Raw genomic sequence first — 12464 nt, 5'->3', positions numbered from 1 at the left:
CTTGCAGCCAATTCCCACCGACAGAACGATCCCATCTCAATGCCCGTTGGTCTAAGACAGCAGTTCCTTGAAGATACCCTTCCCTGCCAAAAGTGTCTCGAGCGTTCCGTCTTCCACCAATTTACCCGAGTCGAAGACGATAACGCGATCGAACATCATCCCCATTGCCGGATTCGTCACGACCCACACAATTGCCGGCGAATGGCCGTCGCACCTCGCTTCGTCGAGCACGTTTCGCAGCACCTTGTCCTGCGCACGCTGGTCGAGCGCCGACAGCGGCCGGTTGAGAATGAGAAAATCGGGACGCTTGAGCAGGGCCCGGGCAACATCGAGCTTCTGCCGCTGTCCAGCGGTCAGCCGCCTGCCGCCGGCGCCGACGTTGAAGTCCAGGCCAACATCCAGAAGTTCGGCATAAAGCCCCAATTCGTCGAGAATGTCATAGACGATGGAGCGGATGCGATCCGGCGCGTCGGGATGGTTGTTGCCCACACGCCCGAACAGGACATTATCCATGACGCTGGCCGCGGCAATGTATTTGGCAGGATCATAACGTTCGATCGCATTTTGCAGCTCGGACGGCAGGGTTTCATAGAAACGGTTGCGTGCAGCGACGATCTTGCTCATCAGATCCTCGCTCAGCAGACCGAAGCGGTGCCGGGGCTCGATATAGGCAAAGCTCAGTGTAACGATCATGGCGCGATCGTTCTCCGAAACTGCCTCATAGGGCCGGTTCTTGAGCCGTTGCAACAAGGTTTCGTAGGCGGGTATCTCTTCGGCGCCCATGAAGGCGAGCTGCTGGAAGAACTGGTGATCGGGCGGCAGGTCGGCAAACAGCTCGATCGCCTGTTCGGCGATCTCCATGCCCATCTCGAAAAGCGTGCGGTCGAGGCCGGCTTGCCTCAGCACAGACGCAAAATAGGGATTGGCCGCTAGCGCCTTGTCGGCCAGTTCGGGGCCGGCGGCGGCGCCGAAGAGCAGGTTTTGGCCGATCGATGCTTCCTTGTTGTAGGCGCCTGGTTCGAAAGGAACCACCAGTCCGCTCAGCCCTTCCTGTTCCAGCCGGGTTCGAAGCGCCGCACGCAGTTCGACGATGCGCCTGGCGAGTTCCGTATGACGCGTCAGGTCAGCCGAGGAGCGCAAGCCAAGATCCAGAATGTCGCGCGACAGAAGAACCGCGTCGAGCACCCGGCGCACCGCCTCAAAAAGGTCGTGCGGGCCGGTGGCGCCGGCGGAAGCATAGTCGATCCAGTCGCTCCGGATATCGAGGTCCGAATTGCCCGACCGCCGCGCCTCGTGAATGTTCCAGCGCTGCTGGTCTGCCGCAGCACCCTCATAAGGCACTGATGTCAGCGGCGCATGCTTCAACCCGTAGAGCAGGTTATCGCGGAGGCTTGCATGGAACAGGAAAACATCCGACGAGGCGTAGGACATGCGCCGGCCGGTCACCGCTTCGGGAAGTTCAAGCAGGTCGTCGGCGCCCGAAGCGATCTTTCCGCTGTCCGGCCAGTTCAGCCGCGCGAAGGCTTCCGCAAGCGCCTCCGCTCCACCTGTTGCGGTGCTGACCAGCGCCACCGTCTCACCCGGCTTGACCTGGAGCGAGATCCGGTCGAGGAGCATTCCACCGCCATCGTCCGCTATGGACAGATTGATCGCCGACAGCGGGTTGGTCATCGGACCGGGAGCATCGATCGTCAACGCCCCAATTCTTGGCGCAATGAGACCCTCGACGGTGAATTGCTCAACGACCTGCTGGTATTTGACCTGGACATCCTGGCGAGCCTGATCCCAGTCGATCAGTTCCTTCATCGGTCCGGGCAGGTCCTTGTAGGCGCTGATCACGGCCACCAGCTGGCCGACGTCCAGCCGCCCCCGGATGACCAGGTAGCCACCGATCATGTAGAACAGAAAGGGCGTGAGCTGCGCCAGGAAATTGTTGAGGAACTTCACCATGAATTTCCATTGGTAAAGATCGAAGCGGATCTTGAAAATGAGGCCGAGCCGGGCAGCTATGTCGGCGCGCTCGTAGTTTGATGTGTCGTGGACGTGAACCGCGCCGATGCCGTCGACGATTTCGCCGACCCGGCCCGAGAGCGCGCGCGCCGTCAACTGCCGTTCGCGCCCGAGCACGATCAGCCGCCGCCGCATGCGCGGGATGAGGACGATCTGGATCACCACGATCACGACCGCAATCGTTCCGAGCCAGAAGTTTTGCACCATGATGAACAGCATGGCCGTCAGCGCCTGACCGCCGAGCAGCACCGGCTGCAGGAAGGCATCGCCGATGAAGCCCCCCAGCGGCTCCACCTCGTCTTTCACCATGGTCGCCACTTCGGCGGATTTCACGCGTTTGAAGTAAATCGGCGGAAACCGCAGCACGCGATCGATCAGATCGAAACGGATACGCCGCAGCATGCGCTCGCCAAGTCGGCCTTTGTATGTGTTGATGTAGAGTTTGAATAGGCCGTTGATGATGACTAGCAAAAGGAAAACAATACTCAGCGCAAACAGCGTCTCCGTGCGGTCGAGCTGAAAGCCGGAGAAGAACTGCACCTCACTAATGAATGGCAGGTCATAGTGCAGCCTCATGAACGGCTGGGTCGCACCGGGTTCTCCGAAACCCTTACCTTGGATGGGGCCGTTGACGATCAGCTTCGGCAGATCGAAGGATATGAAATACGGGATCATCGAAAGCACGACGATCATCAATATCCAGACCTGCTGCTTCTTGGTGTGCGTCCAGATATAGCGGGCTAAACTGGGTTCCATCCGACCGTGGACCGTTCAATTGCAAGGCTGCAGGACATAGAAGCACCTGCTGGCTAATGGCGCATCGGCAATTTCTTCGTCGCCAACGACATGCTTCGAGCCACAGTGCACCGTGATTGTCCTGCGCTCAACGATGAAAGGACGCTGCGAGGCGGCGCGATCCAGTTCAGGCGCATGGTCGATGACCGCAACACGGGCATTGTTGATTAGCGAAGAAAGCAGCTGGCCAAACGATTGACGGCTGCCGTGGCGTTTTGGCGAACGGCCGCCACAGCTGCGCTGCTGATGCTGGCGCATGAACGCCGATGGTCCGGACTGATGCGACAGCCCCTCTCCGGCACGGGGCAATGGCGAAGCGGCGTGCAGCATGATCAACGTCCGCGAACCAACCAGCCTTGCCGGGGCAAGATTGCGTTGTGTCGCCCGAAATCCCAACCTACAAGACGAGTATGATGGATGTCACGCAACCACGCAATGCGGGCATGGACGGGCACGAACAGGCCTTGGACCTCACGCGGGGAATTGCCGCCTATGTCAACCACCCTCTCGTGGCAGGGCTGGCGCGCGTCATCGCCAGGCATCCGCAGGCCGATATCGCCAACGCCTTCAACCACAAGCAGGTCGCCTGCAAGATGTGGGCACTCGACAAGCTGTTCGATAGCTGCGGCGGCCGGTTCGGGCGCATATGGGTTCTGGGTGGATGGTACGGCGTATTGCCGGCAATGCTTTTCAACGATGCTCGCTTCGACATCGGAGCGATTGATAGCATCGACATCGATCCTGAAGTCGCGCCGGTCGCCCGGACCCTCAACCGGGATGCCGTTGACCGGTTCCGCGCGCTGACGGCAGATATGTACGCCGTTGACTATGTGGCCGCGCAGCCCGACCTGGTGGTCAATACGAGCTGCGAACACATAGTCGATCTGCGCGCCTGGCTTGCCCTGCTTCCGCGGGGCACGAATGTATTGCTGCAATCCAACGATTATTTCAGCGAGCCGACGCACGTCAACTGCGTGGCTTCACTGGCAGCCTTCGAAGCAATGGCGCCGCTACGGGAGGTGCGGTTCGCGGGCGAACTGCCGACCAAAAATTATACGCGTTTCATGCTGATTGGAACTGTTTAACGCATTTCGCTCTAAAGAAGCGTGACGGCTGTCGAATAACGACGTCGCGCGAATCTCACCGGGGCGACGCGCGTTAGCTAGAGTTCCGTTTTCAGGGACCATGTTCGATGTCGCTCGCGCAGGATTTGGGCCGAGCGACGCGCGCCTTCCAGATCGAGACGATGCGCGGACGGCCTCGGTCCAGCAAGCGCCTGTTCGATCGCTCGCGCCAAACCTTCAGGCGTTAGGTCCTTTTCCGTCAGCACCGTTGCAAGACCGAGTTCTTCGAGCATCAAGGCGCGAACCGTCTGTTCGGTTTCCGCGCCCGCTGCAAATGGAACGAGTAGGGAGCGACAACCCGCGCGAAGCACGTCGCAGACCGTGTTGTAACCCGCCTGCGAGACCGAGAGGCGGGCGCCGGTCAGCAGGCTGGCGAAATCCTCGCGGAACCGGAAGACGGACAGGCCCGGCGTGGCATCGCGTGCGATCGCGTCGAAATCGCCTTTCGGCAGGTTGGGACCGGTGATCAAACACCATTTCCAAGCGCTGTTGGCATTCCGCGCCGCTGCAACAGTGGCACTAACGAGGCTCTTTCCGGCAGCCCCGCCGCCAACCGACACCAGAACATCGAAGCGCTCGGAGACCGCGGGCGGTGGCGGCGCGGCAACGAGCCCAGTGTAGGCGACCTTGGCCCTGATCGCCCCGACCAGTGGAAAGGTCTTGTCGATGGTCGCGAAAGCCGGATCGCCGTGGACCATGACAAGGTCGAAATGCCTGTTGATGAGATCGACCGTTTCCTCGTTTCGGCCCGGCTTGACGCGCTCCTGAAGGATATCACGGACGGACGTCGCCAGCAGCGGTCTGGGTGATGTCGCGTCGATGGCCTCGATCAGCGGCAGGAGTTCGAAACGCATCTGCCGGCGTCCAAATGGAAACGCCTCGACAATGACGATATCGGGCCCGCAATCCCGATAGGCCTGCAACAGCATCTCCGAACGCCATCTCCTGAAAGCATCGTCGATGGGTTTGCCCTGCAGGTCGACAAGTCCGGAAAATCCCTCATCGCCGGAGGTGACGGGTGGCAGAGATACAGATTTGACGCCCGATCCTGGAAACCCCGCGATCGGCGCGCCGCCCGTCACCACGGTTACGTCAAACCCGTCATCGACCAGAGCCGCCGCAATGCGGCTGGCGCGCGCAAGATGGCCGATACCGAGGAGGTGCTGGACATAGAAGAAGGCGCGCAGTCGCTTCATTCGGCGGTCCGCCACTCCCGCTCGAAGAGTTCCTTGAGCTGCCCAATGCTTGTCATATGATCGAAATTGGCGCGCACGCGCCACTCTGCAGCGTCACCGAGGCGGGCGCGCAGCACGGGATCACGGATAAGGCGCTCCAGCGCCTGTGCCAGGGCAATTGGATTTTCTGTCGGGACCAGCAGCCCGGTTTCATCCGGAGATAAAAGCTCCGGCACGCCGGAAATATCGGTCGACACGCAGGCGAGCCGCTGGCTGGCCGCCTCAACCAGAACGTTCGGCAGACCGTCCCGGTCGCCATTTGCGGTGATCCTGCAGGCCAGGGCGAAGATGTCGGCGCGGCGGTAGTGCTCAAGCACCTCCTCCTGAGCAAGCGCGCCTCTCCAAGAGACGCGACCATCCAGGCCGAGCTTTTGCGCCAGCGCCTTGAGCCGTTCCAGTTCGTCGCCACCGCCGATATGCTCGAAACGCCACGCCAAATCACCAGGCAGGAGGGCAAGCGCCTCCAGCAAGGTATCGTAACCTTTCTTTTCAACGGCGCGCCCGACACTCAGAACGATAACCGGTTCGTCCGGTGCCGAGCCGTCATGCGGTTTGCGCGCCCCGCGGAAGCTGCCGAAGCGATCAAGGTCGAGCCCATGATAGCTCAGATGTAAACACGAGTTGCCGTTTGCGAGTTTTTTCAGACGGTCGAAGCCGGTTTTCGTGCAGGTGACCGTCCAGCGGGCCGAGGAAAGCTTGCCGGCGAGATCCCAGTCAGGCGAAGTCCAGATGTCCTTGGCATGGGCCGAGCAGCTCCAGGGCAGACCGCGAAGCTGGCTGGCATAGCGTGTCACCGATGCCGGTGTGTGCGCGAAATGCGCATGCAGCCAGCCCACATCTTCCGGCCATTCGGCCGCCAACACGAGCGCTTGCCCGAAGCGGCGTACGCGATTGCGCGTAAAGTCGCGAGGGATGTCGGTAGCCAGCGATCCGAACGCGCGCCAGAAGCCTGGCCGCAGCAGACAAGCAAACAGCGAGCGAGCCACCCGCATCGGTTCTTCATGCAGATATTCCGGCAGATAATGGACGGGCGCTTTGATCTCGTTATGCACCGGATGGCGTTTTGTGTCGGTCGGCCGTCTCAGCGCGACGAGTATCAGGTCGAACCCCGCTCGCTCCAACCCGAGCAGCTCCTGCGCGATGAAGGTTTCCGACAGCCGCGGATAACCCTTCAGAACCACGACGATCTTGCGAGGTTGCAACTCAGTTGATGCCTTCAATGACCGAAAGGTGATGGCCGGCACGCCGGTCGAGCAGTTCCGCGACGATCGCGGAAATATGAGGCAGCCCTTCCAGCCTCAGGTGCGGATTGCTCTGCGATGGGCGGGGCCGATCCGGCAGCACCTTCAGTGTATCGGCAAACCGCTGGGAATCCTCAGCTTCTTCCGGCGAAAGCATCTTGATGAGACCGAGTTCGGCTGCTCGCCGTGCGCGGATCAGTTGCTCCTCGCGCGGCTTGATGCGCGGCACGATCAGCGCCGGCTTGTCGAAAGACAGTATCTCGCAATAGGTGTTGTAACCGCCCATCGCCACTACCGCCTTGGCGCCGGCAATCAGCTCTTCCATGCGGTTGTCGAATTCGATGATCTTGATATACGGGATTTTGGACCCCTTCTTAAGAAACTTGTTGCGCTTGCGCGCCGGCATGTAGGGCCCAAGCACGATCAGCGCCCTATGCTGCAATTGCGGATCCTGCTGATAGGCATCGATAACGTTGTGGATCAGATCGGCGCCGTCGCCGCCGCCACCGGTCGTAACGAGGATATAGTCGCCCTCGGGGCGGTGGCCGGGCAACTCGTTCTTCTGCAGGCTCCGTTGCAGGAAACCGACGAACTTCATCTTTGCCCTGATAGCCGGCGGCACATCCAGGCCGGTCAACGGATCGTAAAAATCCGGCGGACCGTAGGCCCAGACCTTGTCGTAGAACAGGCCTATCTTGCGCATCACATCCCTGCGTTCCCACTCTGCTTCCAGCAGATGCGGCGCATCCATCACCTCGCGCAGGCCAAGCACCAGCGTAGTGCCTCGCGTCTTGAGGTAGGACAGCGTGTCCTCGATCTCACCGCGCAGCCCGAGCGGTTCCTTGTCGACGATGAAGATATCCGGCCGAAACGTCTCGGCTGTGTGGCGAATGATCGACTGGCGCATTCTTAGCGTCTCATGCAGATCGATATCCTTTTCCAGCGAGGTGTATTCGCCGTTGCGCAACTTGATGACGCTCGGGATCTTCACGAAGTCGACGCGGGCGCGGTAGTCGAAGGCGCCGGCGATAGGCGCGCCCGAAATGATAAGCACCTGAAGTCCGTGGAAATCCTCGACCAGGGAATGCGCGATCGTGCGGCAGCGCTGCAAGTGGCCGAGCCCGAACGTGTCGTGGCTGTACATGAGAATTCGAGCATCTTGTACGTGCTGGGTCATTGTCGAACCTCTTTAGAATTCTCGCCTGAGGACCGCGGGCCCCCGCAGGATTCGAACCCATTTCTCGCGGGTCTATCGACCTGTTTTGAACATGAGGGAGCAATTTTTTCAAATTATATTACCCAAGAGGGTTCATATGCTGAGCAGCGTCTGCTCAGCTGCTATGCACATTGGATGCGATGCCCAGCCTATTTGCCTTGTCGGCCTCGTGCGCTGCAGATAGATCACGGCGGATACATGCACTTGTATCGAGACGGGTCGCGGGCTGGCCGATTGCTTGCTTTCAGAAAAGCGGCCAGGGCGATGGCGCTCCTCCCTCGTGGCCGACGCGGCTAAACTGCCCAAGAATGGGCTGAAGATCTTCAAAGACAGCGCGCCGACACAAACCATGATCGATGCCCCAGATGCGGGCGCTCTCGCGCCGCCCACGCAGAACATCGCCTTGTCCCTCAGCCAGACGAATTCAGTAACAGCATTGGCGTTATCCCACCTCCGACCCGATGAGCGAGGGGGCAACCCGCGCGGCCCACCCAAGCGCAGGACCTAACGTCGACGATTGTGCCTTCGAGCGTCGCCCAAGCGAAAGAGCCATATCCTACTCAAATTGAGGTATGACTCCGCGGGGACAGCCTTTCAAGCATGTGCTAATAAAGTCGTTTCGGGGAGGATGCCATGCCGTCCTTGAGGTGGGCTGCAGTTGTCGCGCTTGCCGCGAATCTCATCAATGCGACACCGACCATAGCCGCCGAAGCAGTGGGCCGGGCAGTCGTGATCAAGACTGCCGTTACCGGCGCAACCGGACCACTGGTGGTCAGCGCACCCGTTCATCGGGACGAACGAATCAGGACATCCAATACCGGGCTTGGCCAATTCGTGTTCCGGGATGGCACCAAGCTGGCGGTGGGGTGGGGTTCTTCCGTCGTCCTCGACAAATACGTCTTCAACGATGATAATTCGGTGAAGAAGCTCACCATCCGCGCTGCCAAGGGAACGTTTCGCTGGATAAGCGGGAACTCGCCTTCGTCCGCCTACCAGATTGTGACGCCCGCAGGCACAATAGGCGTGCGGGGAACAGCATTCGATGTCCACATCGCGCCCAACGGCAAAACCGCCGTCGTGCTGCTGAAGGGGTCGGCCCGATTCTGCAGCGGCGGCGGATGCAGGGAACTGAAGCGGCGCTGCGATTGCGTGGTCGCGACGCCGTCAGGCGCGATGTCCGACGTTATCAAGGTCAATCGATCTGTGCTCACCACACTCGGCACCTCGCGGGCATTGCCGTTTCTGACCGGCAATCAGCAGCTCTCGGGAGGCTTTGACGCAATCGGCGGAAATTGCGGGCTTACGGCTGCCATTCAGCAGGAGCATACGGCGCGGCCGGAGCGGCGCAACTCACCGGCACCACCCAGTCCGGGCACCCCCGATCCGCCGAGCCCGCCGCGGGGCGACAAAGATGACGGCAACAACGGCCATGGAAATGATCCGGGCAAGCACGATCCCAGCAATCCCGGAAAATCCAAGGGTCCTGGCAAAAAGTAGCGGCAGGGGTGGCCGGCAGTGGCAAGAGCAGCGGATAGCCGCTCTTTTTCTCGGCGCGTCCGTATCCGACTTCGCCAACCGGTCTGGGCCAACTCGCCCCTACGTCGGGGTGGACGAAATTGTTGCCCTTGAACACCACCGAGTCGAGCGGTCGACCGCCCTACATCAATGAAGGTCAGGAGCCGGAGCCGAATTGTTGCTCCGCATAGCCGGCATTCGCTTCCATCGCCGCTCCCGCCCGCTTGCCAACAAAATCATCCGCTCTGCGCGAGATCCGGCCATAGAATTCCTGCAACCCTGTCGGCAGGCCCGCAGCCTTGGCTTTGGCCGCCGCGATCATCTTTCGGGTGCCTGGCAAGCGCGATTGCAACGCCTCCACGAGCTTGCCGTGGAGAAGCCGCAATTCGGCAAAATCCGGCGACGACCCAACGTTTTCATCGCCTACGACGGCATTGATTCTGGTCCTCGTGCTCTTTCCCTTGAGTTCCAGCGATCCCGCGTCGAGCAAGGCCCAGCCTTGCAGCGATCTTACTGTGTCGTCGGACGCGAGGATATCGAAACTCACCGTCTTGCACGTTGTCTCGATACGCGCTGCGATGTTCACCGCGTCGCCAACGGCCGAATAGTTGAAACGCGACTCCGCGCCCATATTTCCGACACAGGCGACGCCGGTATGGATTCCGATACCGATGCGAACCGTCTGCCCGGCCCCGAATCCGAATGCATCGCTTTCGTTGAGGCGGGCAATCGTCTCGCGCATCGCCAATGCCGCGCGAGCGGCTTTGCGGGGATGATCGGTGACGTCGACCGGGGCATTCCAAAAGGCCATGATCGAATCGCCGATGAACTTGTCGAGCGTGCCTTCATTGGCGGTGACATGACGGCTGAGCGCGTCGAGAAGCGTGTTCAAAAACCGCACGACGGCGGTGGGCGGCAGTCTTTCGCTGATCTCCGTGAAGTTTCGCACATCGACAAACATCACGGTCAGTTCTCGGTCGTCGCCGCCAAGACGAAGCGCGTCGCGCGTGTGCTCGATCCGGTAGAGAAGCGATGGCGACAAATACTGACCGAAGGCCCGCCGGATCGCGCGCCGCTCTCGATCAGTCACCAGGAAGCGGAAAGAGGTTGTCGCGAAATGCGTGATCGTGCCCATGAGGATCGGCGAAAACGGGTCGAACAGCAGTCCCGCAAGCGAAAAGGCAAACCATGATGCGACGAGCGCCAGTCCCGTGATCGCAAGGCCGCAGGCGAGCGCAATCGCGGGGCTTACGAAAATCGTCAGAATCACCAGGAGGCTGCCGAGCATCGCGATCGACGCGATTTCCAGCCCGTTTGCCCAATCAGGCCGAGACAGATAGTGGCCGGACAGCACCTGTTCAACGATCTGCGCGTGGATCGAGACGCCCGGCACGTTCTCACCGAGCGCGGTGACACGAATGTCCTGCAGCCCGGCGGCCGAAGTGCCGACAAACACGATGCTGCCTTCGATCGCGGCCCTCGTTTCGGACGAGACGCCGCCGGGTGCAAGCACGTCCTTCGCCGAAACATAACGCTCGGCCCTGTCGGGACTGACATAGAGCCAGAGTTCGCCGGCCGAGGTCACCGGGATAACGAAGTCGCCGATCTTGACGGAGGTCATTATGCCCTGCCGATCCGGCGCGCCGGCAATGAGGTAGGTGGAGGCCCCCTGCGCTACTCTTATGGCTTCGAGGGCAAGATCCGGATAAAGCTGCTCGCCATCAGTCAGAAAGAGTGGGGCTGTCCTCACCACAGCGGTCGATCTGCCGGGATTGAGGCTGATGTGTCCGATGCCGGCTGAATTGGCCTCAAGCTGCGGCCGCAGCGGCGTGGCTGCCTTGATAGGCGGAGGAGCAGCGACCGGGCTCTCGCCCATAAAGGCAATGCCAGCCTTGATTTGCGGCCGATAGTTCCCTTCGTTGGAGATGCCGTAGCCCAGGATAACTGGCTTGCCGGCGATCGACCCGGCGAAGATCTCGTCATTGTCGGGCAGGCGGTCGAGCAGGGCCGGATCGATGCCCGGCACGTCGCGGAGGACAGTGCGAGGCGACAGACGGTCGGGCTCGGCGAAAAGAATGTCGAATGCGATGGCCGCCGCACCAAGCTCCGTCAGCTTTTCGACCAGGGCCGCCATGCGATCCCTGGGCCACGGCCACTGCCCGAACTGCTGCAATGAGGCCTCGTCGATGTCCACCACGCGGACGGGCATCGACTCGAAGCGGCGAGGTGCCAGCCTCTGATACTGGTCGAACGTCGCTTCGCGGGCGAGTCTCAACGGCTGCGGGTCGCTCGCCCGGACAATGGTAAGCGCTGCGACCAGCGACAGACCCAGGATGACGCCGGCCAACTGGGCGCGTGTCATGACATCTGCACCAGTAACTGTGCCGCGTATCCTGCCTGCATGGCCCCGCTCCGGGAGGCAGCTTTCGAGCCTCGAAGCTAGGCTGCATTGTTCCCGGCAAATGTGCAATCGCCAACCTTACGCCCAACGGAGCAGCGCGGGCCGTGCGCTGGCGATTTGCGTAGCGACGAAGTTCTCAATCGGCTCCAGCGCTAGACAGTCGAGGAGCAAGAGCGCTAGCGGAGGCCGCCGGCCATTTTCTCGCTCTCCGGCAAGTTTCGCAACCACAGCATAGCGGCCGCCCCAAGAAGCGGACCCGGCACCAGCAGCAGGAAGGCCCAGCGCCAGCCACCGATGAAGTCGGCGAAGCGCGGCGTCAGCCAGATGGCGAGCACCGTCAGCGCAAAGCCGGCGCCAAGCTGCACCGACAGCGCCGTGCCGACGAAGCGGCGATCGCCGAGCTCGGTCACTGCGGCTGAGAATTGCGCCGAATCGCCGATCACCGAAATACCCCAGACGACGGCGACCAGCATGAACAGCCAAAGCGGCCCGGCAAACAGGAAGCCCATCAGCAGCGCACAGCTTCCCGAGACGATCATCATGCCGGCGGTGGTCGCGGTTCTGCCGATGCGGTCCGACAGATAGCCGCCCAACAGGCAGCCAATGATGCCGGAGGCGACGACGAAGAAGGTCGAAAGCGAGGCGGCAGCGGCCGATCCGATCGCGTGCGCCTCGAATGCCGAGCGCGTATAGGCAAGCAGCCACGCCCACATGGCGTAGAGTTCCCACATATGGCCGAGATAGCCGAGATTGGCCAGGAGCAGCGGCCGCTCGCGAAACACCTGCCCGATGCGCGATGGCTCGAACACCGCCTTGCCGAAAGGATAGGGCCCCTCCCTTGCGAACAAGAGAAACAGGAGCGCGCCGACCGTCGTTGCTAGACTGGCGGCCGCGACCACCGGCCGCCAGTCGAGCGCGGTCAGGACA

General features: G+C 61.3%; 9 protein-coding genes. 2 read left to right on the top strand and 7 right to left on the bottom strand.

The genetic code is table 11. From position 1 onward, the window contains the following. Positions 1-51 precede the first annotated feature (51 nt). Positions 52-2766 carry an ABC transporter ATP-binding protein gene (locus EOA79_RS07905; RefSeq protein WP_127334824.1) on the bottom strand — a complete coding sequence of 905 codons (2715 nt, stop codon included), beginning with the start codon at positions 2764-2766 and terminating at the stop codon, positions 52-54. Positions 2767-2781: 15 nt separating this feature from the next. Next, complete coding sequence (locus tag EOA79_RS07900) at positions 2782-3135, bottom strand: hypothetical protein (protein WP_095800379.1); 354 nt, start codon at positions 3133-3135, stop codon at positions 2782-2784. 83 nt (positions 3136-3218) lie between these two features. On the opposite strand from EOA79_RS07900, the gene EOA79_RS07895 reads away from it, so the two are divergent. Next, positions 3219-3890: an SAM-dependent methyltransferase gene (locus EOA79_RS07895; RefSeq protein WP_095800629.1), complete on the top strand. Its 672-nt coding sequence runs from the start codon at positions 3219-3221 to the stop codon at positions 3888-3890. A 77-nt stretch (positions 3891-3967) separates the two neighbouring features. Here the strand turns inward: EOA79_RS07895 and EOA79_RS07890 are convergent, their stop codons facing one another. Genes EOA79_RS07890 through EOA79_RS07880 form a run of 3 tightly spaced genes read right to left on the bottom strand, consistent with a single transcriptional unit; the run spans position 3968 to position 7582 of the window. Further along, complete coding sequence (locus tag EOA79_RS07890) at positions 3968-5125, bottom strand: glycosyltransferase family protein (protein ID WP_095823334.1); 1158 nt, start codon at positions 5123-5125, stop codon at positions 3968-3970. After that, entirely contained in the window at positions 5122-6366 is a 1245-nt protein-coding gene (locus EOA79_RS07885) for a glycosyltransferase family 4 protein (RefSeq protein WP_095823335.1), read from the bottom strand. Before EOA79_RS07885 ends, EOA79_RS07890 begins: the two co-directional genes overlap by 4 nt. Position 6367: 1 nt before the next feature. After that, positions 6368-7582, bottom strand: coding sequence for a glycosyltransferase family protein (locus EOA79_RS07880; RefSeq protein ID WP_095823336.1), 1215 nt, complete (start codon positions 7580-7582; stop codon positions 6368-6370). 672 nt (positions 7583-8254) lie between these two features. Here EOA79_RS07880 and EOA79_RS07875 point away from each other — a divergent pair. Further along, positions 8255-9118, top strand: coding sequence for a FecR domain-containing protein (locus EOA79_RS07875; RefSeq protein WP_067326280.1), 864 nt, complete (start codon positions 8255-8257; stop codon positions 9116-9118). Positions 9119-9293: 175 nt separating this feature from the next. Here EOA79_RS07875 and EOA79_RS07870 read toward each other — a convergent pair whose 3' ends face one another. Both EOA79_RS07870 and EOA79_RS07865 read right to left on the bottom strand, forming a co-directional pair. Beyond that, the gene (locus tag EOA79_RS07870; protein WP_127334825.1) at positions 9294-11498 is read right to left on the bottom strand and encodes an adenylate/guanylate cyclase domain-containing protein; all 2205 of its coding nucleotides are present in this window, start codon (positions 11496-11498) and stop codon (positions 9294-9296) included. Between the two features lie 215 nt (positions 11499-11713). Beyond that, positions 11714-12464, bottom strand: a 751-nt coding sequence (locus EOA79_RS07865; protein ID WP_164893833.1) for an MFS transporter, incomplete at its 5' end; no start/stop codon positions are given.

This window comes from Mesorhizobium sp. M1A.F.Ca.IN.020.03.2.1, from assembly GCF_004023205.1.
Classification (GTDB): domain Bacteria; phylum Pseudomonadota; class Alphaproteobacteria; order Rhizobiales; family Rhizobiaceae; genus Mesorhizobium.
This window is presented reverse-complemented; position numbering and strand designations above follow the sequence as displayed.